Here is a 26,217-nt window from a genome sequence, read left to right as displayed (position 1 = left end):
CTGGGGTGTATGACGGCGGTTACCTTTTTCACCATCTACAACACCTGGGATCATTACGATTATGACTATCACTGGATCCTCGGTTTTTTAACCTTCATTTCGACCATCGCCACGCCGTTATTTTTTGTGGTTGCAGGGTATCTGGACGGGCAATCCCGGCACGGCACGCGCTGGCAGCTGGATAAGATCAAAAGTCTGGTGATCGTCTTTCTGTTCTGGGTAACGATTTACTACCTGTGGGAGCCCTATCAGCGCGGATATCTGATCCAGCCCTGGTTCGTGTTCGCGTTTATCGTGATTTACACGTTTCACCCGGTGGTGGAGTGGCTCAGCCAGCGACGAACGCTCTTTTGCGGGGTGATTGCCGCCCTGCTGCTTTTCTCATACGGGTACGATTTACTGTCAGCCCTCTATCCTGATGCCCATGTCCTTTCATTGTCGCCGCAGTATCGCCTGTGGACGTGGCTGCTGTTTTATCTGACGGGGCAGCTCTTTTGCGATCCGCAGATCGCGGCGTGGATCGGCCGCAAAAATGTGGTCAGGGCAGCGGTCATCGCCATACCGTTTATTTATCTCTTCACGTGGTTTTACGAACGGCACTTCTTTTTTGCGCTATTTAAAGCAGACAGAAACGCCTTTATCCTCACCGGATCGCAAATCTACATTCTGATTATTGCCCTGGTGATTGCGGCCAACGGCGTGCGTTTTCGCCACAATGCGGAGTTTAAAGAGTCCGTGCTGGCCGCCATTAGCAAAACCATGACCGGGGTCTATATTATGCACTACTCGGTGTTTCACCTGCTGACCGCGCTCATTCCGGTGACGTCCCTGAGCACCAAACTTGCTCTGATTGTGCTTACGTTTGTTACGTCGGTCCTGTTTTCGCTGCTGATCCTGTCCAACGCAGTGGCCAAAAAAGTGATCACCCTCTAAAAGCCCAGGCGCAGCCAGGCAAACAGCACGTTGCCGTTGTTGTAGGTCCCGGGAATATAGGTGAACTGGACGGTGACGCGCTTATATCCGGCAGAGAAAAGCGGGAAGATAAACGGCAGCGGGACATAGTTGGCAAAGTCGTCGCGTGCCGTGATCCCCGCAGCGGCCCCCAGCCCCAGACGGAAATCTTTTGCGTTATCCAGATACCAGCCCTTCTCCCAGCCGTAGCCCATCGCAGGCTGCCATTCGTTATGTGAATCTTTGAACATCATGGCAAAGAGCGCGCTCCAGTTGCCCTCGTCGTTGTAGCGGGACACGCCCAGCCCCCCGCCCCACGGCATTTCGTTGTAATTGTCGGTTTTCTCTTTGTCATACATGAATCGAGCATGCCAGCTCAGAAACGGAAGGTAGAGATCGTAACGATCCGGCTGTTCCCAGGTTTGCGCAATATCGTCCGTTACTGCATCCCACCAGCGGTGAATACGCTGTTCGCCATAGACTTTCGGCTCCGCATGCAGCGGAGATACGACTAAAAACAGGACTACCCATAGTGCAGGAAAGAGGCGTTGCATCGTTATACCCTCAGCTTACGTCACGCAGCGATCGTTATTACTGTAAACCATTCAGCCCTAACCGGAGCCAAACAGGCTGATTTATGTTGTCGCCCGATAAGATGAAATTTATTTATTCTGCGCTTTCAGGAAAGATAAAAACGTTTTCTCAGGCCGCCTGTCGCGGTAGTCTCATACATTCCGTCAATATGACGGCCGTGATGTGAGTGACCTTTTCTTATACCAATAATTAAAAATCAGTACAGACAGGACAACTATGGACTCCACCCTTATCTCCGCTCGCCGCAACGAGGAGACACCTTCGCTTAACCGCGCCCGCCGCGCCGCTTTAGGTAGCTTCGCAGGCGCCGTCGTCGACTGGTATGACTTTCTGCTCTACGGTATTACCGCTGCGCTGGTCTTTAACCGTGAATTCTTTCCCCAGATCAGCCCCGCCATGGGCACGCTTGCTGCGTTTGCCACCTTCGGCGTCGGTTTTCTGTTTCGTCCGCTGGGCGGGATAATTTTCGGCCACTTCGGCGATCGCCTTGGCCGGAAACGTATGCTGATGCTCACCGTCTGGATGATGGGTATTGCCACCGCGCTGATCGGTATTTTACCCTCCTTTGCCTCGATTGGCTGGTGGGCCCCGGTGTTGCTGGTGACGCTGCGCGCCATTCAGGGCTTTGCCGTCGGTGGTGAATGGGGCGGCGCGGCATTGCTGTCCGTGGAAAGCGCGCCGAAGAACAAGAAAGCGTTTTACAGCAGCGGCGTGCAGGTGGGTTATGGCGTGGGTCTGCTGCTCTCCACGGGCCTGGTGTCGCTCATAAGCCAGCTCACGACAGACGAGCAGTTCCTGAGCTGGGGCTGGCGTATTCCGTTTATCTTCAGCATTGTGCTGGTCGTGGTGGCCCTGTGGATCCGTAACGGCATGGAAGAGTCGGCTGAGTTTGAACGGCAGCAGCGCGAAAAACCGGTCGCGAAGAAACGGCTGCCGGTGATGGAAGCGCTGGTGCAGCACCCTGGCGCTTTTCTGAAAATCATTGCCCTGCGCCTGTGCGAACTGCTAACGATGTATATCGTCACCGCCTTTGCCCTGAACTACTCCACGCAAAACCTCGGCCTGCCGCGGGAATTGTTCCTGAATATTGGCCTGGTGGTGGGCGGGATCAGCTGCCTGACCATCCCCTGCTTCGCCTGGCTGGCGGATCGCTTTGGCCGTCGACGGGTGTATATCACCGGGGCGCTCATCGGCACACTCAGCGCCTGGCCGTTCTTTATGGCGCTGGAGGCACAGTCGGTCTTCTGGATTGTCTTCTTCGCGATCATGCTTGCGAACATCGCTCACGATATGGTGGTCTGCGTGCAGCAGCCAATGTTTACCGAGCTGTTTGGCGCAAGCTACCGTTACAGCGGCGCGGGCGTGGGATATCAGGTGGCGAGCGTGGTCGGCGGTGGGTTTACGCCGTTTATCGCCGCCGCGCTGGTGACGTTCTCGGGCGGTAACTGGCATAGCGTGGCGATTTATCTGCTGGCGGGTTGCCTGCTTTCTGCCGCCACCGCCCTGTTGATGAAGGAAACCGCGCACAGCTGATCTCCTCACTTTTGTTTCACAGGCGTGTGACATACTATCGGGTAAAGCCGCACACCTGTGGAACAAGGAGACAGACATGAATAATAAGGGCTCCAGCCTGACCCCGGCTCAGGCGCTGGAAAAACTCGACGCGCTGTATGAACAGTCCGTCAATGCACTGCGCAGCGCCATCAGTGACTATATCGAAACAGGGAAACTTCCCGATGAAAAGGCCAGAACCCAGGGCCTTTTTGTTTATCCATCGCTCTCTGTCACCTGGGACGGCAGCGCCAGCAGCAATCCGAAAACCCGCGCCTATGCGCGTTTCACCCACTCCGGCTGTTACAGCACGACCATCACGCGACCTGCGCTGTTCCGCCCCTACCTGGAAGAGCAGCTTACCCTGCTGTATCAGGATTACGGCGCGCATATCAGCGTTGAACCGTCCCTGCACGAGATCCCTTACCCGTACGTGATAGACGGTTCAGCGCTGACGCTGGATCGCTCCATGAGCGCGGGGCTGACCCGCCACTTCCCGACCACTGAGCTGTCGCAGATTGGCGATGAGACGGCGGACGGGATCTATCACCCGGCAGAGTTTTCACCGCTGTCGCACTTTGATGCCCGCCGTGTCGATTTCTCGCTGGCACGCCTGCGCCACTACACCGGCACCCCAGCCGAACATTTCCAGCCGTTCGTGTTGTTTACCAATTACACCCGCTATGTGGACGAATTTGTCCGCTGGGGCTGTAGCCAGATCCTCGATCCGGACAGCCCTTACATCGCCCTCTCCTGCGCGGGCGGGATCTGGATCACCGCCGAAACCGAAGCACCGGAAGAGGCCATCTCCGACCTGGCGTGGAAAAAGCACCAGATGCCAGCCTGGCACCTGATCACCGCCGACGGTCAGGGCATTACGCTGATTAACATCGGCGTTGGCCCGTCGAATGCGAAAACCATCTGCGACCATCTGGCGGTACTGCGCCCGGACGTCTGGCTGATGATCGGCCACTGCGGCGGCCTGCGTGAAAGTCAGCTGATTGGCGATTACGTCCTCGCCCACGCTTATTTGCGTGACGACCATGTCCTTGACGCGGTTCTGCCGCCGGATATTCCTATCCCGAGTATCGCGGAAGTGCAGCGCGCCCTGTACGACGCCACCAAAGAGGTGAGCGGCATGCCGGGTGAAGAGGTGAAGCAGCGCCTGCGTACCGGTACGGTCGTCACCACCGACGATCGTAACTGGGAGCTGCGCTATTCCGCCTCCGCCCTGCGTTTCAATCTCAGCCGTGCGGTCGCAATCGATATGGAAAGCGCCACCATTGCCGCGCAGGGCTATCGCTTCCGCGTCCCTTACGGCACGCTGCTGTGCGTGTCCGATAAACCGCTGCACGGCGAGATCAAACTGCCGGGCCAGGCGAACCGTTTCTACGAAGGGGCGATCTCAGAGCATCTTCAGATTGGTATTCGCGCTATCGATTTACTGCGTGCAGAGGGCGACAAACTGCATTCCCGCAAGCTGCGCACCTTTAATGAGCCACCGTTCCGCTGATAACAAGGACCCACTCACCCGGCCTGGGATTCCGTAGGTCGGGTAAGCGGAGCGCCACCCGACAAACTGACCGAACGCAGAAAAGCAAAAAGCCTGCTTTAAAAGCAGGCTTTTCAAATTTGGCTCCTCTGACTGGACTCGAACCAGTGACATACGGATTAACAGTCCGCCGTTCTACCGACTGAACTACAGAGGAATCGTGTGAACGGGGCGCATATTATCGATGCGCTCTGAGGATGTCAAAGGGTGAATGCAGATTTTCAATCGTTTGCCGATTTATTCTCCACTTCGCACATTTGTCAGGCACTTGCCGTTTCCGAAACCTCCTGCTCCGGTTTTTTTCGCGGATATTTCCACAGCCAGCGCCCGCTCACCATGCGCCAGTAGAACAGCGCCCCGCGCACGGCCCAGTCAAGGAACATCCCCAGCCAGACGCCGACAACGCCCATACCCAACATTACCCCCAGCGTGTAGCCCGCCACAACGCGACAGCCCCACATGCCGAGCATGGAGACCCACATCGCAAACCGGGCATCGCGCGCCCCTTTCAGCCCGGCAGGAAGTACCCAGGACGCGGCCCAAATTGGCATAAACGCCGCGTTGAGCCAAATGAGCACCTTCACGACCTCTTTCACGTCATTTTCATGCGTATAGAACGAGGCCATCAGCCCGGCAAAAGGCGCAGTTCCCCACGCAATCGCCGTCAGTCCAATAGTTGAAAGCCAGAAGACGTGCCGAAGTTGCCGTTCCGCCTGCCCTATCTGCCCCTTTCCTAGACGTCTGCCGGTGATGATCGTCGACGCCGACCCCAGCGCGTTTCCCGGCAGGTTAATGAGTGAGGCGATGGAGAAGGCAATAAAGTTGCCGGCGATGACGTCTGTTCCCATCCCGGCAACAAACATCTGCGTCAGCAGTTTCCCACCGTTAAACAACACGGATTCGATGCTGGCCGGAATCCCGATCCCCATCACTTCCCAGATAATGGCGAAGTTAAGCGGACGGAAATAGCTTTTCAGCGTCAGACGCAGCGATGGCGTAATTCCCGCCATCAATACGCCAATTATCGCCGCCGCACCAATATAGCGGGAAATGGTTAGCCCTAAACCCGCGCCGACAAAGCCCAGCCCCTCCCAGGAAAAGACGCCGTATATCAAAACGCTGCTGATAATGATGTTCAGGATGTTCATGCCGCCGTTGATCAGCAGTGGAATTTTGGTATTCCCTGCACCACGAAGCGCACCGCTACCAATCAGCGCGATGGCAGCCGCCGGATAACTCAGCACCGTCATTTCCAGGTAGGTGAGAGCCAGATCCTTCACCTCGCTGGTCGCTTCTCCCGCGACAATGTCGATAATTTCTTTGCCGTAATAATGGATAACCGCCGCAAGGATGATCGAAAAGAGGGTCATGATCATTAGGGACTGTCTGGCCGCTTCGCGGGCACGCTTCGGATCGAGCTTGCCCAGGCTAAACGCCACCACCACCGTCGTACCGAGATCGATAGCGGCAAAGAAGGACATCACAACCATGTTGAAACTGTCCGCCAGCCCTACCCCGGCCATGGCTTCTTTACCGAGCCAGCTCACCAGAAAGGTGCTCAGCACCCCCATTAGCAGGACGCAGGTATTCTCCAGGAAAATAGGCACGGCAAGGGGGGTGATTTCACGCCAGAACAGAACTCGATAGCTCTTACGTTTTGCATACCAGGGCGTGCGCATAATCGCCTGGCGTAGGGGTGCGGTGACGTTCAAAATGGACCTTAGCGAGAAAGTTGAAACTCCATTTCAAATGATGGGGCAGAAATGCGTATCCTGCAAAGTATTTTCCATAAAATTATGTTTGGATTTACAACAAAATGACGACAGAATCATCAAACAAACGCTTTTGCCTGAGATCAGGTTTGACAAAAGTTTTTTCGCCGCTAAGATAAGCCTCCACAACGATTCCTCTGTAGTTCAGTCGGTAGAACGGCGGACTGTTAATCCGTATGTCACTGGTTCGAGTCCAGTCAGAGGAGCCAAATTTAAAAAGCCTGCTTTTAGAGCAGGCTTTTTGCTTTTCTGCGTTCGTGAAATTATCGGGTGGCGGCTTCGCCTTACCCGACCTACGTAATAACAGTCCTGTAGGCCCGGTAAGCGCAGCGCCACCGGGCAACAGAGCGTGCGATTACTCGCCTTTAGCGTCGACGTTTTTGATTTCGCCCATCACTTTCAGCTTCTTGGAGATGTCGCGACGCTCTTTGGACAGCTCAGCGTTTTTGATGATGTAGTCATCAACGCGATCTTCATAATCGCTCTTCATGCTGGCGATGATGCCCTGAATAGCTTCAACGCTCATGCCAGGCTTGATGTAGTCGCTCAGGTTGTCCAGCAGCAGGACACGTTTCTGGTTGTCACGGATCTTCTTCTCTACGTCCTGGATTTCGCGCTGTAGCTTGTTTTTGCGGCGGAACAGGCGGACGAACTCCAGAACATCCTGGAACGAAGGCTTGGTAGTTTCCATTTTTATACCCCTGATAATGTGAGATTCGGATTCGTTAAAGCAACCGTTTTAACAGACAGCGGCTGCGAATGACAATGAGTATATCGTTTAAAACCATCATAACCCTAATTGTTGCTGAATCGAAGCAGCAGGCATCACATACGCTTTTTATTTGCGCAGTGCCCGGCAAATCAGCTGCGATAACAACTCCAGCTGTCGCGCCAGCTCCATACTCAGCCAGACATAACCATGGATGGGCGTTTCCGCCACATTGTCGCCCTGGCGCTCATTCATCAGCTGTTTGAGCTCGGTGACGATTTCGTTCAGCCGCTCGCTGTTCGCCCGTATCGGCTGTGGGTTACCTTCGTAGAGCGCATGGGCGATGGTCAGCAGGGTTTGTTGCGTCATCTGCTGCGTCTCTTTCAGCGTATGCGCGTTGAGCATCAGAAGATGGCTGGGGCGTGAGGCCCAGTGGGCATTGATTTGCAGTTCAAGCATACAGACCAGATTACGGCTGACCGTCTGAATAGCTTCAAAAATGGCTTTCTGGATATGGGTTTCTTTGCTTGCCGGGGTAATCAACCCGCGCATTTTGACCACATCATTGAGGATTTTTTGCAGGTGCTTTTCCAGACGCGGGCGCTCAATCAGATTCGGCGAAAACCCGGCCTGGTAGACCCGGTTAAATGCCGTGACGTAGTTTGCCATCTGAATGCGCCAGTGCAGGAAGGCGCGCTGCGGCCAGATGCCGGTAAACAGCATGGCGAGCAACGAGCCGAGGATCACGTCCCCGCTTCGCCACAATGCGGTGGTCATATCGCCCGCCGGTGCGCCGACCACAACCGCGAGCGTAATGCCAATCAGCAGCGCCTGATACGGTTTCTTGCCGAGGGCCAGCCATCCACAAAGAAACATCGCCACCGCGCACCACAGCAACATGACCGGAAACGAGATCAGCTCCAGCTTCAGGGCGATAAGCCCAAGCGCTGAGCCTAAAACGGTGCCGCCTATGCGTTCGAAAGCGCGCGGGACCACGTTCCCCCAGAATGAGATCGGCCCCATCACCACCACCAGCGTGATCAGCGGCCACGTCCCTTCCGGGATATCCAGCAGACGAACCAGTACGAAGGTCAACACAAACGCCAGCGCAATGCGGCAACCGTGCACCACGCGATAATGTTTGTATAACCGAATTTCAAAAGGGGTTAATGACTTGTCGGGGCGCACACCCGTCTCCAGCTCTACGGCAAACCACAATTGTACTGTGTTTTCAGCCGGGTGGATCGCGCCCGGCTGAAAAACCCTGCATTCCGCAGGATTATCCCACTTTGTGCTCTACCGGTACAAACATCTCAATATCCCAGTAGCCGTCAGCATTGCCATCGTTAAGATAACGTTCGAAGCAGGGTTTTGCCGCGATCTGGAATTTGTTGTCTTCCAGCAGGGAGTTGAAGAACTGATACCATGGAGTGGCGAAATCATGATTTTCGACGCGCGCGGCGGCAATCGCATACTCTCCGGCAGCAATTTCGGTCATCATCACCCCTTCGCTGTTCTCAGGGATAGTGAAATCGTCCGCTACCGTTACGGCGGTAACGCAGCGGAGCTTTTCTGCCGGCACGTCATCCGGATTGTCATAATAAACGGCCACCCACTCCTGCGGCTGAATATGACGCCCGTCTACCCACATGACCAGCTGTTCAAATCCCTGCTTGACCGTCTTTTCCCACGGCCCCACGAGATGAAAGCCAGCGATCGTACGTTTCTGTTGCTGCCTGATGCTGTAGTCCATGCTGCCTCCGTTTATTACTGTATATATATACACTGTAAAGCAGAATCGAGATTATCGGCAAACCAGGAGTGTTTATTATGTGAGCAGACTCGCAACACTGCCAGTCTGCCCAAAAAGGTCAGAGTTTATGATGCAGATAATCGCCGAGGCGGGAGAAAAGGCCGCCCTTTTCAACGCTTTCCAGCGTAACCAATGGCCAGTGCGCTACCACCTTGTCACGATCGTACAGCTGGATCTCCCCTACCCGCTGATGCGCAGCGATCGGCGCTTCCAGCTCTTTTTTATCCATCACGTATTTCGCCTTGATGTTTGGCACTTCCGATTTGGGTAATGCCAGCCAGAAGTCCTGATCCGTGCCCAGCGCGATCTGCTCTTTATCGCCGTACCAGATGCGCTCGGTTCCCACTTTTTTACCGTTATGCAGGATCTGCACCGTATCAAAATTTTGCTGTCCCCAGTGCAGCAGCTTGCGCGCCTGATCTTCACGTCCTTTCGGGCTGTCTGCCCCCATCACCACCGCAATCAGTCGACGCTGACCGTCCACCGCGGAGGCAATCAGGTTAAAGCCCGCGCCCGAGGTGTGACCCGTTTTCAGGCCATCCACGTTCATGGTCTTATCCCACAGCAGGCCGTTGCGGTTCTGCTGGGTGATGCCGTTCCAGGTCAGGCTCTTTTCGCTGTACATGTGATAGAACTCAGGCTCGCCGTGAATGATGGCCCGGGAAAGCACGGCGAGATCGTAAGCGGAGCTGTGCTGGCCCGGTGCATCCAGCCCGTGTACGGTTTCGAAGTGGGTATCGCGCAGGTTCAGCTTTTCAACGTAGTCATTCATCATCCTGACGAACTGCGGCTGACCGCCCGCCACGTGATCCGCCAGCGCCACGCAGGCGTCATTGCCGGAATCAACAATCAGGCCGCGGCTGAGATCGCGCACGGAAACCCGATCGCCCTCCTTCAGAAACATCAGCGACGAACCGTCAAAGACCGGATTGCCTTTTGCCCAGGCGTCACGTCCGACCGTCACAATGTCATCGGGGCTGATGCGGTGGCTATCAATAGCACGATCGACAACGTACCCCGTCATCAGTTTGGTCAGGCTCGCCGGATTACGCTGCTGATGTTCGTTGCCCGCCGTTAAGATTTGACCCGTGGTGTAATCCATCAATACCCAGGAGCCAGCCTGGATGGCAGGCGGCTGAGGTGAAAAATCCAGCGGCTCGGCAGCCAGCGCGGATGAAATACTCGAAGCGAGTAAAGAAACAGCAATAAACAGACGGCGTTTCAACGGTATATCCTCAGGTCAGTAAAAATCGATGACCTTTTTACGGGAGTTCTGATGTCGTTACCTGCCTTAATTGCAAAAAAATGTGACAGCACGCAGATTTTTTCGGAACAAATCTCGCAAATTTCTTGCCTGACGGTGCTTTTTATTCGGACTGCTCACCCCAATCGTTTACCATAGAGACGTCAATTTTTAACAGGATGAGATTACTGGTGTCTGACTCTGCCGCGCGCCCGACTTTTTTGTTCCACGATTACGAAACCTTTGGCACCCATCCGGCGCTGGACCGACCGGCGCAGTTTGCGGCTATCCGTACCGATGACGAATTTAACGTCATCGGCGAACCCGAGGTGTTTTACTGTAAGCCCGCCGATGACTATCTGCCGCAGCCGGGCGCGGTAATGGTGACGGGCATCACGCCTCAGGAAGCGCGGGATAAAGGCGTTAGCGAAGCAGAATTTGCCCGTCGCATCCACGACCTGTTCACGGTGCCCAATACCTGCGTGGTGGGTTACAACAACATCCGTTTTGACGATGAAGTGACGCGCAATATCTTCTACCGCAACTTCTACGATCCGTATGCCTGGAGCTGGCAGAACCGTAATTCACGCTGGGATTTGCTGGATATCATGCGCGCCTGCTATGCGCTGCGCCCGGAGGGGATTAACTGGCCGGAGAACGACGACGGCTTGCCGAGCTTCAGGCTCGAGCACCTGACGCGGGCCAACGGCATTGAGCACAGCAACGCCCACGACGCGATGGCAGACGTTTACGCGACCATCGCTATGGCGAAACTTGTAAAAACCGCGCAGCCGCGCCTGTTTGAGTATCTGTTGAGCCATCGCAGCAAGCAAAAGCTGATGACGCTAATTGACGTGCCGCAGATGAAACCGCTGGTGCATATTTCAGGGATGTTCGGTGCGTGGCGCGGGAATACAAGCTGGGTGGCGCCGCTTGCCTGGCATCCGGACAACCGTAACGCCGTCATCATGGTGGATCTCGCCGGAGATATCTCCCCGCTGCTTGAGCTCGACAGCGACACCTTACGTGAACGGCTCTATACGCCGAAAGAGGCGCTGGGTGACCTGCCAGCCATACCGGTAAAACTGGTGCACATCAATAAGTGCCCGGTGCTGGCGCAGGCCAACACGCTGCGCCCGGAAGACGCCGACCGGCTGGGGATTAACCGTCAGCACTGCCTCGATAACCTGAAAGTGCTGCGCGACAACCCGCATGTGCGCGAGAAAGTCGTCGCCATTTTTGCCGAAGCAGAGCCGTTCGTGCCGTCTGAGAATGTGGATGCGCAGCTTTATAACGGCTTCTTCAGCGACGCCGATCGCGCGGCGATGAATATCGTGCTGCAAACCGACCCGCGTAACCTGCCCGCGCTGGATATCACCTTCGCAGATAAGCGCATTGAGAAGCTGATGTTTAATTATCGCGCGCGCAACTATCCCGGCACGCTGGATGAAGCAGAGCAGGAACGCTGGTTACAGCATCGGCGCAACGTGTTTACGCCGGAGTTTCTTAATAGCTACGCCCAGGAGCTGGAGATGCTTTACGGTCAGTATGAAGGGAATGCTGAGAAGCAGGCGCTGCTGAAAGCGCTGTTCCAGTATGCGCAAGAGATTGTCTGAATAGCGGGTACAAAAAAGCCGGAGGCGATGTCTCCGGCTTTTTTTTGCCGGGTGGCGCTAACGCTTACCCGGCCTACGAAACTGTAGGTCGGGTTGAGCATAGCCGTCACCCGACACAGTCTTACGCGACGTCTTCGTACTGAGGAACCGGGTTGCGGAAGCTTCTGGTCACGCAAGCCAGGTAAATCAGACCGATTGCACCCCAGATCAGACCCAGAACCATTGAGCTCTCTTCCAGGTTGATCCACAGGGCGCCCACCGTCAGGGCACCACACACTGGCAGCACCAGATAGTTGATGTGGTCCTTCAGCGTCTTGTTGCGCTTCTCACGGATCCAGAACTGCGAAATCACGGAGAGGTTAACGAAGGTGAACGCCACCAGCGCACCAAAGTTAATCAGCGCCGTGGCCGTTACCAGGTCGAATTTAATCGCCAGCAGGGCAATAGCGCCCACCAGCAGCACGTTCCACGCCGGGGTACGCCATTTAGGATGCACGTAACCGAAGAAGCGGGTTGGGAACACACCGTCACGGCCCATCACGTACATCAGACGAGAAACGCCCGCGTGCGCAGCCATACCGGAAGCCAGTACGGTGACGCTGGAGAAGATCAGCACGCCCCACTGGAAGGTTTTACCCGCCACGTACAGCATAATTTCAGGCTGTGATGCATCCGGATCTTTAAAGCGAGAGATATCCGGGAAGTACAGCTGTAAGAAGTAAGACGCACCGATGAAGATCAGGCCGCCAATCAGCGCGGTCAGGAAAATCGCTTTCGGGATCACGCGCTCAGCGTCTTTGGTCTCTTCAGACAGAGAAGAGATACCGTCGAAGCCCAGGAACGAGAAGCACAGGATAGTCGCACCGGTGATCATCGGCACTACGTGCGCGCCTTCAGACCAGAACGGACGGGTGCTGGTCAGCGTACCTGCGCCTTCACCGTGGGAAACGCCGTAGATGATCAGCCCAACGATAACCGCAACAATCCCCATCTGAAGGATCACAATCAGGGTGTTGAAGTTAGCCACGGTCTTGATACTGCGCAGGTTAGAGATGGTCATAAAGGCCACCAGCGCCACAACGAAGATCCACGACGGCACGGAAGGCACCAGCGCTTCGAAGTAAATTTTTGCCAGCAGAATGTTGATCATCGGCATGAACAGGTAGTCCAGCAGTGATGACCAGCCCACCATAAAGCCAACCGCCGGGCTAATGGATTTCTGAGCATAGGTGTACGCAGAGCCTGCGGACGGGAAACGGCGAACCAGTTTACCGTAGCTCAGCGCTGTAAAGAGGATGGCGACCAGCGCAAAGGCGTACGCCGTTGCAACGTGACCGTCAGTAAGGCCTGATACGATACCGAATGTATCGAACAGCGTCATCGGTTGCATATAGGCAAGGCCCATCATAACAACCGGAATCAACGTAAGCGTTTTACGTAATTCCACGCGAGAGGTGTTTGGAGTTGCGTTATGCGACATAGTTATTCTCCTTTACGGTGATAACCGCCACGTAAGCGAAAAATTGCCCCATTTCTTTCTTCCTCAGCGACAACAACTGTCGGATTTTAGTAAATATCTATCCGGTACGAAGCCCGGCCTCTTGGTTTTTAGTTTCGTTTCGTACATGCAAAAAAAAATAACCGACGCCTTTTATATCGTCGATTATTCATTTGTTTGCAGCGGCGGCATTTTGCCCTATTCCAGATACAAAAGGCAATACATTGAGAAACCTGCCCATAAATTAATTTTACTAACTGATTGATTTCCCATCATCTGCCTGAGCGTAAACTGTGGCGATAGCACTATTTGCTAAAATTTCGTCTCGCCACCAGGCGCTGGCAAGCCCGGCGGTCTGTTCATTCCAGCCTACCCATACCGATTCGTTACTGCTTTGCGCTAAAACTTGTTTTTCAACCAGCGCTCCGCTGTCAATAAACCGCTGCGCTAAATAACGGGGAAGGTAACCGCACCCCAGGCCGCTTATTTGCAGCTCCAGTTTGGTTTTAAAATCAAAAACGGTGATGGCCTCCTGCTCATCCAGCAGCTGCGATGAAATGCCGCATTCGGGGCGAGAACTGTCTCCAACCACAATGGCGCGATAGTTTTTAATGACGCGTCGGGTAACAGGCTCCGGTTCATTCGCCAGCGGGTGATGAGGCGCAACGGCAAAAACCTGCTCCAGAACGCCGAGCCGCGCAAAACCAAATTCGCTCAACTGGGGAGGCTCATGCAGCGCGCCAACGATGATATCCGCCCTGCCCTGCGTCAGGGCCTCCCAGGAACCGCCCAGCACGCCATTGATAAAAACCAGCCGGGTGACGCTGTGGCGCTGATAGAACGCCTCAATAAGCGGAGTAAGCAGGGAGAAAGGGAAAGTATCATCAACCCCAATCACCAGTTCATTTTCCCAACCCTGGTGAAGTTTGACGGCCTGTTTTTCCAGCTCGCGAACCGTATGCAGCACGTCACGCCCTTTTTCCAGCAGCATCTGCCCTGTACGGGTGAAACGCGCGCGATGCCCGGTGCGGTCAAGGATTTGGATATTAAGATCGCTCTCGAGCTTTTGCACGGTGTAGCTCAGAGCCGAAGGGGTTTTATAGAGCTTCGCCGAGGCGGCGGCAAAGCTCCCCTCTTTTTCCAGCGCATCCAGAATAACAAGAACATCCAGCAGCGGTTTCATCTTCGCCCCCTTGCGGTGTGCGATTGTCTCCGCCGGCGCAATTATTCCATGGGCATAACCAGCGGATCGGGATACTGATATTCAAATCCCAGTTCATGGCAAATACGATTGCCATCAATAATTTTGCCTTTGCGTTCCCCCTGCGCCTCACTGAATACCGGCGGCGCCAGACCCAGCTGGCGCGCCATCAGCGGATAAAAGGTACTGCGCGGCGGATGCGAAGGCGCACATATATTATAGATGTGCCCCCCTTTCGGAGCCTGCAAAAGCAGTTCTATTGCGCCGATAACATCCTCAAGATGCACAAGATTAACCCCGTGCTGGCCATCCGGCGCGGATTTACCGGCAAAGAAGCGCCCCGGATGACGCCCCGGCCCCACCAGCCCGGCCAGACGTAAGATATCCACCTGCGTGCCAGGCAGATTGTGCAGCCAGTCTTCCAGCTCTTTCAGTACCCGGCCGCTGGCGGTCACCGGACGGCGCTCGGTGTTTTCTTTCGCCGTACCGTCGATATCGCCATAGACGGAGGTGGAGCTGGTGAAAATGATACGCGGAATATGGTGCGCCAGGGCGCTGTCGACGATCTCCTGCACCGCCTGCAAGTAAAAAGACTCACCCGGGCCGCTGCGCCGCGCCGGTAAGGTAATGACCAGCGCGTCCACATTCATCAGTTCATCCAGCTCGTCGGTATCGCAGATAAGCTCGGGTTCGAGACGCAGCTCGACGCCATCAATGCCGCACATGCGTGCCGCTTCAACCCCATCTCGGGTGGTCTTACTCCCTGTCACCTGCCAGCCTTTCGCGGCTAATGACATCGCCAGTGGCATTCCTAACCATCCTAACCCGACAATCGCGACCTTTTTCATTACATTCTCCGCTTAACGATGCCTGTTATAAGGCTACGCCAGCCTGGTGGAACGCACAATTCATACCATCAATATGAAATGAATTAATGATCAAAAAAAGCCCTTGCTTTATGGCGTACAACTGGTTTAGGTTAAAAGACATCAAATGCATAAGCATTCAACGAGAATTTATATGACACGCGTTCCTTTTAAAAACCACCATCATCACCATCATCCTGACTAGTCTTTCAGGCGATGTGTGCTGGAAGACGTTTGGATCTTCCAGTGGTGCATGAACGCATGAAAAAGCCCCCGGAAGATCTTCTTCCGGGGGCTTTTTTTTGGACCGCATTCAGACAGGTTAAAACAGGTTAACGAGGAACACAGAATGTTAGATAACTCACGTTTACGCATAGCTATTCAAAAATCAGGCCGTTTAAGCGACGATTCACGCGAACTGCTGGCCCGCTGCGGGATTAAAATCAACCTGCACACCCAGCGCCTGATCGCCCTGGCTGAAAATATGCCGATCGACATTCTGCGCGTACGTGATGACGATATCCCGGGCCTGGTGATGGATGGCGTCGTTGATCTCGGCATCATCGGCGAAAACGTACTGGAAGAAGAGTTATTAACCCGCCGCGCGCAGGGCGAAGATCCGCGCTACTTTACCCTGCGTCGTCTGGACTTTGGCGGCTGCCGCCTGTCGCTGGCTACGCCGGTCGATGAAGCCTGGGACGGCCCGGCCGCGCTGAACGGCAAACGTATCGCCACCTCTTACCCTCACCTGCTGAAGCGTTACCTCGATCAAAAAGGCGTGCAGTTTAAATCCTGTCTGCTGAACGGCTCCGTTGAAGTGGCGCCGCGTGCGGGCCTGGCCGATGCCATCTGTGACCTCGTGTCCACCGGCGCCACGCTCGAAGCGAACGGCCTGCGCGAAGTGGAGGTGATCTACCGCTCCAAAGCCTGCCTGATTCAGCGCGACGGCGAGATGGCCGACGCCAAACAGCAGCTCATCGACAAGCTGCTGACTCGCATTCAGGGCGTGATTCAGGCGCGTGAATCCAAATACATCATGATGCATGCGCCGACCGAGCGCCTGGACGAAGTGATTGCCCTGCTGCCGGGCGCTGAGCGTCCAACCATTCTGCCGCTGGCGGGCGACCAGCAGCGCGTGGCGATGCACATGGTCAGCAGCGAAACCCTGTTCTGGGAAACCATGGAAAAACTTAAGGCGCTGGGCGCAAGCTCCATTCTGGTGCTGCCAATTGAGAAGATGATGGAGTAACGACCATGAGCTTTAACACAATCATCGACTGGAATACCTGTAGCGACGCGCAACAGCGCGAGCTGCTGATGCGCCCGGCAATTTCCGCCTCGGAGAGCATCACCCGCACCGTGGCGGAGATCCTCGATAACATCAAAGCCCGCGGGGACGATGCGCTGCGCGAGTACAGCGCGAAGTTTGATAAAACTGAGGTCGACGCGTTACAGGTTACCGAGCAGGAAATCATTGATGCCAGCAATCGTCTGGGTGATGACATCAAACAGGCGATGGCCGTCGCGGTGAAAAATATTGATACCTTCCACACCGCGCAGAAATTGCAGGCGGTGGATATGGAAACCCTGCCCGGCGTACGCTGCCAGCAGGTGACGCGCCCGGTGGCGTCCGTCGGCCTCTATATTCCCGGCGGCTCTGCCCCGCTGTTTTCGACCGTCCTGATGCTGGCCACCCCGGCACGTATTGCCGGTTGTCAGAAGGTGGTGCTCTGCTCTCCTCCACCGATCGCCGATGAGATCCTGTACGCGGCGAAGCTGTGCGGCGTGCAGGCGATCTATAAAGTGGGCGGTGCGCAGGCGATTTCTGCCCTGGCGTTCGGAACAGTATCCATTCCTAAGGTCGACAAAATCTTTGGCCCGGGCAATGCCTACGTGACCGAGGCGAAGCGCCAGGTCAGCCAGCGTCTGGACGGCGCGGCGATTGATATGCCTGCCGGTCCGTCTGAAGTGCTGGTGATTGCCGACAGCGGCGCTACACCGGATTTCGTGGCCTCTGACCTGCTCTCGCAGGCCGAGCACGGCCCTGACTCGCAGGTGATTTTACTGACGCCAGATGCCGACATGGCAAAACGCGTGGGCGACGCCGTTGAGCGTCAGCTGGCTGACCTGCCGCGGGCGGAAACGGCGCGTCAGGCGCTATCCGCCAGCCGCCTGATTGTGGCCCGCGATCTTGACCAGTGCATCGCCATCTCCAACCAGTACGGTCCTGAGCACCTGATTATTCAAACCCGCAACGCGCGCGAACTGGTCGACAGCATAACCAGCGCAGGCTCGGTGTTCCTCGGGGACTGGTCACCGGAATCCGCCGGGGATTACGCCTCCGGCACCAACCACGTGCTGCCCACGTATGGCTATACCTCAACCTGCTCCAGCCTGGGGCTGGCGGATTTCCAGAAGCGCATGACCGTGCAGGAACTCTCCCGCGAGGGATTTGCCTCGCTGGCGTCGACCATTGAAACCCTGGCCGCCGCCGAGCGCCTGACTGCCCACAAAAATGCCGTGACGCTGCGCGTTGCCGCCCTGAAGGAGCAAGCATGAACATCGAAGAATTAGCCCGCGAAAATGTCCGTCGCCTGACGCCCTATCAGTCTGCGCGTCGTCTGGGCGGGAACGGCGACGTCTGGCTGAATGCCAATGAATATCCCACGGCGGTGGCCTTTGAGCTCTCGCAGCAGACGCTGAACCGCTACCCGGAGTGTCAGCCGAAAGCGGTGATCGAGAACTATGCGCAGTATGCAGGCGTGAAGCCTGAGCAGGTGCTGGTCAGCCGTGGGGCTGATGAAGGGATTGAGCTGCTGATCCGCGCCTTCTGTGAGCCGGGTAAAGACGCGGTGATGTACTGCCAGCCTACCTACGGGATGTACAGCGTCAGCGCCGAAACCTTTGGCGTAGCCTGCCGCAACGTGCAGGCGCTCGACAACTGGCAGCTGGATTTGCAGGGCATCGCCGATAACCTTGACGGCGTGAAGGTGGTGTTTGTCTGTTGCCCGAACAACCCCACCGGGCAGATTATTCATCCGCAGGATATCCGCACCCTGCTGGAGATGACGCGCGGCAAGGCGCTGGTCGTCGCTGATGAAGCCTACATTGAGTTCTGCCCGCAGGCGACGCTGACAGGCTGGCTTGAGGAGTATCCGCATCTCGTTGTGCTGCGTACCCTTTCCAAAGCCTTCGCCCTCGCCGGCCTTCGCTGTGGATTTACGCTGGCGAATAAAGCGGTTATCGACCTGCTGCTGAAAGTGATTGCCCCGTATCCGCTCTCAACGCCGGTTGCCGATATTGCGGCACAGGCGCTGGCCCCGCAGGGCATCAGCGCGATGCGCGAGCGTGTGGCGCAGATCCTGGAAGAGCGTCAGTATCTTGTCGATGCCCTTAAAACGATTCCGTGCGTGGAGCAGGTGTTCGACTCGGAAACCAATTACATCCTGGTGCGCTTCACCGCCTCAAGCGCGATATTTAAATCGTTGTGGGATCAGGGCATTATCTTACGAGACCAGAATAAACAACCTACCCTGAGCGGCTGCCTGCGTATTACCGTCGGCACCCGTGCAGAGAGCCAGCGCGTGATTGACGCCCTGAAAGCGGAGAAAGTATGAGTCAGAAGTATCTCTTTATCGATCGTGACGGCACCATCATCTCGGAGCCACCCAGCGATTTTCAGGTCGATCGTTTCGACAAGCTGGCCTTTGAACCCGATGTGATCCCGGTGCTGCTGAAGCTTCAGAAAGCAGGCTATAAGCTGGTGATGATCACCAACCAGGACGGTCTGGGCACCGACAGCTTCCCGCAGGGAGACTTTGACGGCCCGCACAACCTGATGATGCAGGTGCTGACCTCGCAGGGCATCGCCTTCGACGAAGTGCTGATCTGCCCGCATATGCCTGCCGACGAGTGCGACTGCCGCAAGCCAAAAGTGAAGCTTGTTGAACGTTATCTGGCGGAAGAGGCGCTGGATAAAGCCAACAGCTATGTGATCGGCGATCGCGTCACGGATATCACGTTGGCGGACAACATGGGCATTGCGGGCCTGCGCTATAACCGCGACACGCTAAACTGGGAGATGATTGGCGAGCAGCTCACCCGACGCGACCGCTATTCCCACGTTGAACGCAACACCAAAGAGACGCAGATCGACGTGAAGGTCTGGCTCGACCGCGAAGGCGGCAGCAAGATCCACACTGGCGTCGGTTTCTTTGACCACATGCTGGATCAAATCGCCACTCACGGCGGCTTCCGTATGGAGATCACCGTTAAGGGCGACCTGTATATCGACGATCACCACACCGTGGAAGATACCGGCCTGGCGCTGGGCGAAGCCCTGAAGCTGGCGCTCGGCGACAAGCGCGGCATCAACCGCTTCGGCTTTGTTCTGCCGATGGACGAGTGCCTGGCGCGCTGCGCGATGGATATCTCCGGGCGTCCGCACCTGGAATACAAAGCCGACTTTACCTATCAGCGCGTGGGCGATCTCAGCACCGAGATGGTGGAACACTTCTTCCGCTCGCTTTCTTACACCATGGGCCTGACGCTGCACCTGAAAACCAAAGGCAAAAACGATCACCACCGCGTCGAGAGCCTGTTCAAAGCCTTTGGCCGTACCCTGCGCCAGGCGATCCGCGTGGAAGGTGACGCCCTGCCCTCGTCGAAAGGAGTGCTGTAATGAACGTGGTGATTCTGGATACCGGATGCGCCAACCTGAACTCCGTACAGTCGGCGATTATGCGCCACGGCTACGAGCCGGTGGTGAGCCGCGACCCGGACGTGGTGCTGCGTGCGGATAAACTCTTTCTGCCGGGCGTTGGCACCGCCCAGGCGGCGATGGATCAGATCCATGAGCGCGAGCTGGTAGATCTCATCAAAGCCTGTACTCAGCCGGTGCTGGGCATTTGCCTCGGCATGCAGCTGCTTGGCCGCCGCAGCGAAGAGAGCAACGGCGTTGATCTGCTGGGCATTATTGAAGAAGACGTGCCGAAAATGACCGACCACGGCCTGCCGCTGCCGCACATGGGCTGGAACCGCGTTTATCCGAAGGCGGGCAACAGGCTGTTCCAGGGTATTGAAGACGGCGCGTACTTCTATTTCGTCCACAGCTACGCCATGCCCGTGAATGCCTACACCATCGCCCAGTGCAATTACGGCGAGGCGTTCACCGCCGCCGTGCAGAAAGATAACTTTTACGGCGTGCAGTTTCACCCGGAACGCTCCGGCGCCGCCGGTGCGCAACTGCTGAAAAATTTCCTGGAGATGTGATGATAATTCCCGCTTTAGATTTAATTGACGGCACGGTTGTTCGTCTCCACCAGGGCGATTACGGGCAGCAGCGCGACTACGGCAACGACCCGCTGCCGCGGTTACAGGCTTACGCCGCCGAGGGCGCTGAGGTATTGCACCTGGTCGATCTGACCGGCGCGAAAGATCCGGCCAAACGCCAGATCCCACTGCTTAAAACACTGGTGGCTGGCGTGGACGTCCCGGTGCAGGTGGGCGGCGGCGTGCGTACGGAAGCCGATGTTGCCGCCTTACTGGACGCGGGCGTGGCGCGCGTGGTAGTGGGTTCGACCGCTGTGAAAGATCCTGAGAGTGTCAAGGGCTGGTTCCGCCGCTTCGGTGCGGATGCGCTGGTGCTGGCGCTGGATGTGCGCATTGACGCGCAGGGTAACAAGCAGGTCGCGGTCAGCGGCTGGCAGGAAAACTCCGGCGTAACGCTGGAAGAGCTGGTCGGGATGTATCTCCCCGTAGGGCTGAAGCACGTCCTGTGCACGGATATTTCACGCGATGGTACGCTCGCAGGCTCTAACGTCTCGCTGTATGAAGAGGTTTGCGCGCGTTATCCGCAGGTGGCGTTTCAGTCCTCTGGCGGTATCGGCGACCTGGCGGATATCACCGCTCTGCGCGGAACCGGTGTACGTGGCGTGATCGTGGGTCGCGCGCTGCTGGAAGGCAAATTTACGGTGAAGGAGGCGATTCAATGCTGGCAAAACGGATAATTCCCTGCCTGGACGTGCGTGATGGTCAGGTTGTAAAAGGCGTGCAGTTCCGCAACCACGAGATCATTGGCGACATCGTTCCGCTGGCAAAACGCTATGCCGAAGAAGGCGCAGACGAACTGGTATTTTACGATATCACCGCCTCCAGCGATGGCCGCGTGGTGGATAAAAGCTGGGTGGCGCGCGTGGCAGAGGTGATTGATATTCCCTTCTGCGTTGCGGGCGGGATTAAATCTGCTGACGATGCGGCGAAAATTCTCTCTTTCGGTGCGGACAAAATTTCGATTAACTCCCCTGCGCTTGCAGATCCGGAGCTGATTACGCGTCTGGCGGACCGCTTTGGCGTGCAGTGCATTGTCGTGGGGATCGACACCTGGTTTGATACCGCGACGGGCAAATATCACGTTAACCAGTACACCGGCGATGAAAGCCGCACGCGCGTCACCCAATGGGAGACGCTGGACTGGGTGCAGGAAGTACAAAAACGCGGTGCAGGTGAAATCGTGCTGAACATGATGAACCAGGACGGCGTACGCAACGGTTACGACCTCGAGCAGCTGAAAAAAGTGCGCGCGGTGTGCCAGGTTCCGCTGATTGCCTCCGGCGGCGCAGGCACCATGGAACACTTCCTTGAAGCCTTCCGCGATGCGAACGTAGACGGCGCGCTGGCCGCTTCCGTGTTCCACAAACAGATTATCAATATTGGTGAGTTAAAAACGTACCTGGCCGACCAGGGCGTGGAGATCAGGGTATGTTAACAGAGCAACAACAGGCGCAGCTGGACTGGGAAAAAACTGACGGATTACTGCCGGTGGTTGTACAGCATGCCGTTTCAGGCGAAGTGCTGATGCTGGGATACATGAACCAGGAGGCACTGGCAAAAACACTCGACAGCGGCAAGGTGACGTTTTTCTCGCGCACCAAACAGCGCCTGTGGACGAAAGGGGAAACCTCGGGTCACTTCCTGAATGTGGTCAGCATTACGCCAGACTGCGACAACGACACCCTGCTGGTGCTGGTCAACCCGATTGGGCCGACCTGTCACAAAGGCACCAGCAGCTGCTTCGGCGAGACGAGCCACCAGTGGCTGTTCCTCTATCAGCTGGAACAGCTGCTGGCAGAGCGTAAATCAGCGGATCCTGAGAGCTCATACACGGCGAAGCTGTACGCCAGCGGCACCAAACGGATTGCGCAGAAGGTAGGCGAGGAAGGCGTTGAAACGGCGCTGGCGGCCACCGTGCATGACCGTGAGGAGCTGACGAACGAAGCGTCGGATTTAATGTATCACCTGCTGGTGCTGCTTCAGGATCAGGAGCTGGATTTAACGACGGTGATTGAGAATTTGCGGAAACGACATAAATAAAAAAAGACCGGGGAGACCCGGTCTTTTTTTGTGTGTAAATCAGGCTCTTGGCTTGTAGTTTCTCAGCGCGTTACGGCCGAGGACGACAGCAGAACCGATGATCCCGCCGAGGAGAACGGCAAGGATGAGGGTAATGGCCTTTTTAGGGCTGTCGCGGCGAATAGGCAGATCAGGCTTCATAACATAGCGATACACATGAATGGTATCTGGATTAACATTGAGATTCTCGATATCCAATAAAGTCTTTTTGGTCTGGTAGTAAGAACCAGGAAATACCAGTGGACGTGAAGCTTCGTTATCAACCATTGATTTGAGCGCTACGGTGCCCAGCAGGAACATGGTTTCTTGAGTAACATCCTGCGTTTGCTGGAGCTGCGGTGTGCTAATTTTCGCGGCTTCAGCGTTCTTAAGCGCCTCAGAAATTTGCTTGATACGCAGATCTTTTTGCTCCTGCGCGACCTTCTCTTGGTTCAAGAGGGAGTCATTCAGCGTTGTAATCTGCTGCTTTAGGTTGTCTCTGAGGTCCAGCGTCAGTTCTTTTGCCGTCTGTTCGTCAACCTGTTGGATGTACTGAGCTAGTTGTTTTTGTGCTGCTTCAGCAGATTCACCCTGATAACTTACAGTTAAAGGTGCACTCTGTCCTTTTACTGTAGGCTCAATAGTCAATTTCTCAGGGTCTTCCTGATTATCCAGCGCTTGCGCTAATGCTGAGAAAGAGGAATTGAAGCGCCCAATAGCACGATTCTGAATATCGAGCATGGAAGGTGCAGCACCGCCATAGAGGATATTCAATGCAGTTGAATAGGTGGCGATTTGTGCCGCATCAGGCTGGGCTATAATGGCGGATGATGTCCATTTCTCTTTAGCGACAGTGATGTAAACAACTGCGAGAACGATAAAAGCAGCAACGAATGCTCCAATTACCCACTTACCACGCCACAGCTGTAGCACTAAATCCAGTAAATCAATTTGCTCCGGGTCATTGTTGCGTGTGACCAGGTTATTGTTGTTTTGCGTCATACAATCCCTAACAGATGAAAAAGGGCAAAAATAATCTTGTTTCCATAGTGTATCTGTTGCTGCGGAATTTTCTATAAGAATCCGATGAGTTATATCGGAAAGATGGGTTATGTATGTCGAGCCCAACGCGTTATCATAGATGGACTTTGATGCCCACTGGCATCAACAAGAATACAGATTATATGAGGGGAAGCTATGAAATTTCTGGTAACGGGCGCGGCGGGCTTTATCGGTTCTCATGTCAGCAAGCGCCTGCTTGATGCAGGGCATGAAGTTGTTGGGCTTGATAATCTGAATGATTACTATGATCCTAACCTCAAGCTCGCTCGCCTCGAACTGCTCAAATCCGAGAGTTTCACCTTCCACAAGCTGGACTTAGCGGACCGCGAGGGCATGGCCGCGCTCTTCGCCAATGAAAAATTTGACCGCGTGATCCATCTTGCCGCCCAGGCGGGCGTGCGTTACTCGCTGGAAAACCCGCATGCCTACGCAGATGCTAACCTGGTAGGTCACCTGAACGTGCTGGAAGGCTGTCGCCACAACAAGGTTCAGCATCTCCTGTATGCGTCATCAAGTTCTGTCTACGGCCTCAACCGTAAGATGCCGTTTTCTACTGACGACTCCGTAGACCATCCGGTATCCCTGTATGCCGCAACCAAAAAAGCCAATGAGCTGATGTCGCATACCTATTCGCATCTGTATAACCTGCCGACCACTGGCCTGCGCTTCTTTACCGTCTATGGCCCGTGGGGACGCCCGGACATGGCGCTGTTTAAATTCACCAAAGCCATGATTGAAGGCAACAGCATCGACGTATACAACTACGGCAAGATGAAGCGCGACTTCACCTATATTGATGATATTGCGGAGGCGATTATTCGCCTACAAGACGTCATTCCTCAGGCCGATACCGACTGGACAGTCGAAACCGGTTCGCCAGCAACCAGTTCTGCCCCGTATCGCGTGTATAACATCGGTAACAGTTCACCTGTCGAACTGATGGATTACATTACCGCACTTGAAGAGGCGCTGGGCAAGGAAGCGGTAAAAAATATGATGCCGATCCAGCCGGGTGACGTGCTGGAGACCAGTGCGGACACCAAAGCGCTATATGACGTTATTGGGTTTAAACCACAAACCTCAGTCAAAGAAGGCGTGAAAAACTTCGTCGACTGGTACCGCAACTTCTATAACGTTTAAAAACAAAAAACCCGGCAGAGCGCCGGGTTTTTTTATATCACGATATTAATCAGTCGCTGCCGAACAAATCGCGGGTATAGACTTTATCTTTCACGTCCGCCAGCTCTTCCGCCATACGGTTGGAGATAATTACATCCGCTTCTTTCTTGAATGCATCCAGATCGCGAATGACGCGAGAGTGGAAGAACTCGTCTTCCTGCATGGCCGGTTCATAAATAATGACCTGTACGCCCTTCGCCTTAATACGCTTCATGATCCCCTGAATGGAAGAAGCGCGGAAGTTATCGGAACCGCTCTTCATGATCAGGCGATACACGCCCACCACTTTCGGCTGACGCGCCAGAATGGAATCTGAGATGAAGTCCTTACGCGTGCGGTTGGCATCCACAATGGCGGAAATCAGGTTGTTCGGCACTGCCTGATAGTTTGCCAGCAGCTGCTTGGTGTCTTTTGGCAGGCAGTAACCACCGTAACCGAAGGACGGATTGTTGTAATGGTTACCGATACGCGGGTCAAGACACACGCCCTCGATGATCTGACGGGTGTTCAGACCTAAGCTTTCGGCATAGCTGTCAAGTTCGTTGAAGTAAGCCACACGCATCGCCAGATAGGTATTGGCGAAAAGCTTAATGGCCTCAGCTTCTGTGGAATCGGTGAACAGCACCGGAATGTCTTTTTTGATTGCGCCTTCCTGAAGCAGTGCAGCAAAACGCTCCGCACGCTCGGAACGCTCGCCAATCACGATACGGGATGGGTGCAGGTTATCGTATAACGCCCTGCCCTCGCGGAGAAATTCCGGCGAGAAGAAGACATTATCAATACCCAACTCTTCTTTAATCGATTTGGTGAAACCCACTGGAATTGTCGACTTGATGATCATCACTGCGTTCGGGTTGATTGCCGTAACGTCTTTAATCACCGCTTCAACGGTAGAGGTATTGAAGTAGTTGGTTTTAGGATCGTAGTCGGTTGGCGTGGCGATGATGACGAAATCCGCATCGCGGTAAGCATCTTCTTTGTCCGTGGTAGCGCGGAAGTTCAGCGGTTTGGTCGCGAGGTATTCTTCAATCTCTTTATCGACGATCGGGGACTTCTTCTGGTTAAGCAGGTCCACTTTTGCCTGCACGATATCCAGCGCAACCACTTCATGGTTTTGTGCAATCAGAATACCGTTTGAGAGACCAACATAGCCTGTTCCGGAGATGGTTACTTTCATAACATTGAACTCAAAAATTAAGTTAATTAAACCAAAAAGATATC

Annotated in this window: 26 protein-coding genes, 2 tRNA genes and 1 other annotated feature; of the genes, 15 read left to right on the top strand and 13 right to left on the bottom strand. The window is 55.2% G+C overall.

Features of this window, described 5'->3' with window-relative positions:
• Window positions 1–9: 9 nt before the first annotated feature.
• Entirely contained in the window at window positions 10–933 is a 924-nt protein-coding gene (locus O1722_RS08365; protein WP_162268565.1) for an acyltransferase, read from the top strand.
• Here the strand turns inward: O1722_RS08365 and pagP are convergent.
• The gene (pagP, locus tag O1722_RS08360; RefSeq protein WP_003859516.1) at window positions 930–1,505 is read right to left on the bottom strand and encodes a lipid IV(A) palmitoyltransferase PagP; all 576 of its coding nucleotides are present in this window, start codon (window positions 1,503–1,505) and stop codon (window positions 930–932) included. The genes O1722_RS08365 and pagP overlap by 4 nt on opposite strands.
• 256 nt (window positions 1,506–1,761) lie before the next feature.
• Here pagP and shiA point away from each other — a divergent pair, with 256 nt between their 5' ends.
• Window positions 1,762–3,078: a shikimate transporter gene (gene shiA, locus O1722_RS08355; protein WP_017383305.1), complete on the top strand. Its 1,317-nt coding sequence runs from the start codon at window positions 1,762–1,764 to the stop codon at window positions 3,076–3,078.
• Between the two features lie 76 nt (window positions 3,079–3,154).
• Window positions 3,155–4,609 (top strand): AMP nucleosidase, encoded by a 1,455-nt coding sequence (locus tag O1722_RS08350; protein WP_015572404.1) that lies wholly within the window; start codon window positions 3,155–3,157, stop codon window positions 4,607–4,609.
• Window positions 4,610–4,729: 120 nt separating this feature from the next.
• Here O1722_RS08350 and O1722_RS08345 read toward each other — a convergent pair.
• Window positions 4,730–4,805 (bottom strand) — tRNA-Asn (locus O1722_RS08345).
• Window positions 4,806–4,908: 103 nt separating this feature from the next.
• Complete coding sequence (gene emmdR, locus O1722_RS08340; protein WP_023294986.1) at window positions 4,909–6,327, bottom strand: multidrug efflux MATE transporter EmmdR; 1,419 nt, start codon at window positions 6,325–6,327, stop codon at window positions 4,909–4,911.
• A 226-nt stretch (window positions 6,328–6,553) separates the two neighbouring features.
• Here emmdR and O1722_RS08335 point away from each other — a divergent pair.
• Window positions 6,554–6,629: transfer RNA gene (locus tag O1722_RS08335), tRNA-Asn, on the top strand.
• A gap of 146 nt (window positions 6,630–6,775) precedes the next feature.
• Here the strand turns inward: O1722_RS08335 and O1722_RS08330 are convergent.
• The 4 genes from O1722_RS08330 to dacD all read right to left on the bottom strand — a co-directional run bounded on the left by O1722_RS08330 (window position 6,776) and on the right by dacD (window position 10,173).
• Complete coding sequence (locus O1722_RS08330; protein WP_000450410.1) at window positions 6,776–7,111, bottom strand: DUF496 family protein; 336 nt, start codon at window positions 7,109–7,111, stop codon at window positions 6,776–6,778.
• A 147-nt stretch (window positions 7,112–7,258) separates the two neighbouring features.
• Complete coding sequence (locus tag O1722_RS08325; RefSeq protein WP_033487301.1) at window positions 7,259–8,317, bottom strand: FUSC family protein; 1,059 nt, start codon at window positions 8,315–8,317, stop codon at window positions 7,259–7,261.
• A 91-nt stretch (window positions 8,318–8,408) separates the two neighbouring features.
• The gene (gene sbmC / locus O1722_RS08320) at window positions 8,409–8,882 is read right to left on the bottom strand and encodes a DNA gyrase inhibitor SbmC (protein WP_032671710.1); all 474 of its coding nucleotides are present in this window, start codon (window positions 8,880–8,882) and stop codon (window positions 8,409–8,411) included.
• Window positions 8,883–9,000: 118 nt separating this feature from the next.
• Window positions 9,001–10,173 (bottom strand): serine-type D-Ala-D-Ala carboxypeptidase DacD, encoded by a 1,173-nt coding sequence (gene dacD, locus O1722_RS08315; RefSeq protein ID WP_047740833.1) that lies wholly within the window; start codon window positions 10,171–10,173, stop codon window positions 9,001–9,003.
• Between the two features lie 191 nt (window positions 10,174–10,364).
• Between dacD and sbcB the strand changes: the two genes are divergently transcribed.
• Window positions 10,365–11,801, top strand: a complete 1,437-nt coding sequence (gene sbcB / locus O1722_RS08310; protein ID WP_370532110.1) for an exodeoxyribonuclease I — start codon at window positions 10,365–10,367, stop codon at window positions 11,799–11,801.
• A 121-nt stretch (window positions 11,802–11,922) separates the two neighbouring features.
• Here the strand turns inward: sbcB and O1722_RS08305 are convergent, their stop codons facing one another.
• The 4 genes from O1722_RS08305 to O1722_RS08290 form a co-directional block, all read right to left on the bottom strand.
• Window positions 11,923–13,281: an APC family permease gene (locus O1722_RS08305; protein WP_006811203.1), complete on the bottom strand. Its 1,359-nt coding sequence runs from the start codon at window positions 13,279–13,281 to the stop codon at window positions 11,923–11,925.
• The gene (gene yoeI, locus O1722_RS08300) at window positions 13,271–13,333 is read right to left on the bottom strand and encodes a membrane protein YoeI (protein ID WP_099458931.1); all 63 of its coding nucleotides are present in this window, start codon (window positions 13,331–13,333) and stop codon (window positions 13,271–13,273) included. The genes O1722_RS08305 and yoeI overlap by 11 nt, the downstream gene beginning before the upstream one ends.
• A gap of 219 nt (window positions 13,334–13,552) precedes the next feature.
• Window positions 13,553–14,482 carry a LysR substrate-binding domain-containing protein gene (locus O1722_RS08295; protein WP_015572401.1) on the bottom strand — a complete coding sequence of 310 codons (930 nt, stop codon included), beginning with the start codon at window positions 14,480–14,482 and terminating at the stop codon, window positions 13,553–13,555.
• A 41-nt stretch (window positions 14,483–14,523) separates the two neighbouring features.
• A complete protein-coding gene (locus O1722_RS08290) occupies window positions 14,524–15,348 on the bottom strand; it encodes an SDR family oxidoreductase (RefSeq protein ID WP_017383300.1) in 825 nt (274 codons plus the stop codon).
• Between the two features lie 172 nt (window positions 15,349–15,520).
• On the opposite strand from O1722_RS08290, the gene hisL reads away from it, so the two are divergent.
• The 9 genes from hisL to hisIE all read left to right on the top strand — a co-directional run bounded on the left by hisL (window position 15,521) and on the right by hisIE (window position 22,737).
• A complete protein-coding gene (gene hisL / locus O1722_RS08285) occupies window positions 15,521–15,571 on the top strand; it encodes a his operon leader peptide (RefSeq protein WP_099516347.1) in 51 nt (16 codons plus the stop codon).
• Window positions 15,547–15,670: a sequence feature (His leader region), on the top strand. It overlaps the preceding gene by 25 nt.
• 45 nt (window positions 15,671–15,715) lie before the next feature.
• A complete protein-coding gene (gene hisG, locus O1722_RS08280) occupies window positions 15,716–16,615 on the top strand; it encodes an ATP phosphoribosyltransferase (RefSeq protein WP_000886595.1) in 900 nt (299 codons plus the stop codon).
• A 5-nt stretch (window positions 16,616–16,620) separates the two neighbouring features.
• On the top strand, window positions 16,621–17,925 hold the full coding sequence (gene hisD, locus O1722_RS08275; RefSeq protein ID WP_033487302.1) for a histidinol dehydrogenase: 1,305 nt from the start codon (window positions 16,621–16,623) through the stop codon (window positions 17,923–17,925).
• A complete protein-coding gene (gene hisC, locus O1722_RS08270; protein ID WP_033487303.1) occupies window positions 17,922–18,983 on the top strand; it encodes a histidinol-phosphate transaminase in 1,062 nt (353 codons plus the stop codon). The genes hisD and hisC overlap by 4 nt, the downstream gene beginning before the upstream one ends.
• On the top strand, window positions 18,980–20,047 hold the full coding sequence (hisB, locus tag O1722_RS08265) for a bifunctional histidinol-phosphatase/imidazoleglycerol-phosphate dehydratase HisB (RefSeq protein ID WP_033487304.1): 1,068 nt from the start codon (window positions 18,980–18,982) through the stop codon (window positions 20,045–20,047). The genes hisC and hisB overlap by 4 nt, the downstream gene beginning before the upstream one ends.
• Entirely contained in the window at window positions 20,047–20,637 is a 591-nt protein-coding gene (gene hisH, locus O1722_RS08260; RefSeq protein ID WP_015572396.1) for an imidazole glycerol phosphate synthase subunit HisH, read from the top strand. The genes hisB and hisH overlap by 1 nt, the downstream gene beginning before the upstream one ends.
• Window positions 20,637–21,374, top strand: coding sequence for a 1-(5-phosphoribosyl)-5-[(5-phosphoribosylamino)methylideneamino]imidazole-4-carboxamide isomerase (hisA, locus tag O1722_RS08255; RefSeq protein WP_033487305.1), 738 nt, complete (start codon window positions 20,637–20,639; stop codon window positions 21,372–21,374). The genes hisH and hisA overlap by 1 nt, the downstream gene beginning before the upstream one ends.
• Complete coding sequence (gene hisF, locus O1722_RS08250; protein WP_003859481.1) at window positions 21,356–22,132, top strand: imidazole glycerol phosphate synthase subunit HisF; 777 nt, start codon at window positions 21,356–21,358, stop codon at window positions 22,130–22,132. The genes hisA and hisF overlap by 19 nt, the downstream gene beginning before the upstream one ends.
• Complete coding sequence (gene hisIE, locus O1722_RS08245) at window positions 22,126–22,737, top strand: bifunctional phosphoribosyl-AMP cyclohydrolase/phosphoribosyl-ATP diphosphatase HisIE (protein ID WP_023314451.1); 612 nt, start codon at window positions 22,126–22,128, stop codon at window positions 22,735–22,737. The genes hisF and hisIE overlap by 7 nt, the downstream gene beginning before the upstream one ends.
• A 39-nt stretch (window positions 22,738–22,776) precedes the next feature.
• Here the strand turns inward: hisIE and wzzB are convergent, their stop codons facing one another.
• Window positions 22,777–23,757, bottom strand: coding sequence for an LPS O-antigen chain length determinant protein WzzB (gene wzzB / locus O1722_RS08240; protein WP_032671718.1), 981 nt, complete (start codon window positions 23,755–23,757; stop codon window positions 22,777–22,779).
• 195 nt (window positions 23,758–23,952) lie between these two features.
• Between wzzB and O1722_RS08235 the strand changes: the two genes are divergently transcribed.
• Entirely contained in the window at window positions 23,953–24,957 is a 1,005-nt protein-coding gene (locus tag O1722_RS08235) for an NAD-dependent epimerase (RefSeq protein ID WP_033487306.1), read from the top strand.
• A gap of 49 nt (window positions 24,958–25,006) precedes the next feature.
• Here O1722_RS08235 and ugd read toward each other — a convergent pair whose 3' ends face one another.
• Window positions 25,007–26,173 carry a UDP-glucose 6-dehydrogenase gene (gene ugd / locus O1722_RS08230; protein ID WP_033487468.1) on the bottom strand — a complete coding sequence of 389 codons (1,167 nt, stop codon included), beginning with the start codon at window positions 26,171–26,173 and terminating at the stop codon, window positions 25,007–25,009.
• Between the last annotated feature and the right edge of the window lie 44 nt (window positions 26,174–26,217).

It is taken from the genome of Enterobacter cloacae complex sp. HYC003_NIDB (assembly GCF_056673375.1).
Note: the sequence above shows the minus strand (reverse complement) of the source record. Positions and strands in the feature narration are given on the sequence as shown.

Bases quoted from the DNA above. Each gene is read 5' to 3' on its own strand.
- O1722_RS08365 (WP_162268565.1), top strand. From the start codon at position 10: ATGACGGCGGTTACCTTTTTCACCATCTACAACACCTGGGATCATTAC.
- pagP (WP_003859516.1), bottom strand. From the start codon at position 1,505: ATGCAACGCCTCTTTCCTGCACTATGGGTAGTCCTGTTTTTAGTCGTA.
- shiA (WP_017383305.1), top strand. From the start codon at position 1,762: ATGGACTCCACCCTTATCTCCGCTCGCCGCAACGAGGAGACACCTTCG.
- O1722_RS08350 (WP_015572404.1), top strand. From the start codon at position 3,155: ATGAATAATAAGGGCTCCAGCCTGACCCCGGCTCAGGCGCTGGAAAAA.
- emmdR (WP_023294986.1), bottom strand. From the start codon at position 6,327: ATGCGCACGCCCTGGTATGCAAAACGTAAGAGCTATCGAGTTCTGTTC.
- O1722_RS08330 (WP_000450410.1), bottom strand. From the start codon at position 7,111: ATGGAAACTACCAAGCCTTCGTTCCAGGATGTTCTGGAGTTCGTCCGC.
- sbmC (WP_032671710.1), bottom strand. From the start codon at position 8,882: ATGGACTACAGCATCAGGCAGCAACAGAAACGTACGATCGCTGGCTTT.
- sbcB (WP_370532110.1), top strand. From the start codon at position 10,365: ATGAGATTACTGGTGTCTGACTCTGCCGCGCGCCCGACTTTTTTGTTC.
- O1722_RS08305 (WP_006811203.1), bottom strand. From the start codon at position 13,281: ATGTCGCATAACGCAACTCCAAACACCTCTCGCGTGGAATTACGTAAA.
- O1722_RS08295 (WP_015572401.1), bottom strand. From the start codon at position 14,482: ATGAAACCGCTGCTGGATGTTCTTGTTATTCTGGATGCGCTGGAAAAA.
- O1722_RS08290 (WP_017383300.1), bottom strand. From the start codon at position 15,348: ATGAAAAAGGTCGCGATTGTCGGGTTAGGATGGTTAGGAATGCCACTG.
- hisG (WP_000886595.1), top strand. From the start codon at position 15,716: ATGTTAGATAACTCACGTTTACGCATAGCTATTCAAAAATCAGGCCGT.
- hisD (WP_033487302.1), top strand. From the start codon at position 16,621: ATGAGCTTTAACACAATCATCGACTGGAATACCTGTAGCGACGCGCAA.
- hisC (WP_033487303.1), top strand. From the start codon at position 17,922: ATGAACATCGAAGAATTAGCCCGCGAAAATGTCCGTCGCCTGACGCCC.
- hisB (WP_033487304.1), top strand. From the start codon at position 18,980: ATGAGTCAGAAGTATCTCTTTATCGATCGTGACGGCACCATCATCTCG.
- hisH (WP_015572396.1), top strand. From the start codon at position 20,047: ATGAACGTGGTGATTCTGGATACCGGATGCGCCAACCTGAACTCCGTA.
- hisA (WP_033487305.1), top strand. From the start codon at position 20,637: ATGATAATTCCCGCTTTAGATTTAATTGACGGCACGGTTGTTCGTCTC.
- hisF (WP_003859481.1), top strand. From the start codon at position 21,356: ATGCTGGCAAAACGGATAATTCCCTGCCTGGACGTGCGTGATGGTCAG.
- hisIE (WP_023314451.1), top strand. From the start codon at position 22,126: ATGTTAACAGAGCAACAACAGGCGCAGCTGGACTGGGAAAAAACTGAC.
- wzzB (WP_032671718.1), bottom strand. From the start codon at position 23,757: ATGACGCAAAACAACAATAACCTGGTCACACGCAACAATGACCCGGAG.
- O1722_RS08235 (WP_033487306.1), top strand. From the start codon at position 23,953: ATGAAATTTCTGGTAACGGGCGCGGCGGGCTTTATCGGTTCTCATGTC.
- ugd (WP_033487468.1), bottom strand. From the start codon at position 26,173: ATGAAAGTAACCATCTCCGGAACAGGCTATGTTGGTCTCTCAAACGGT.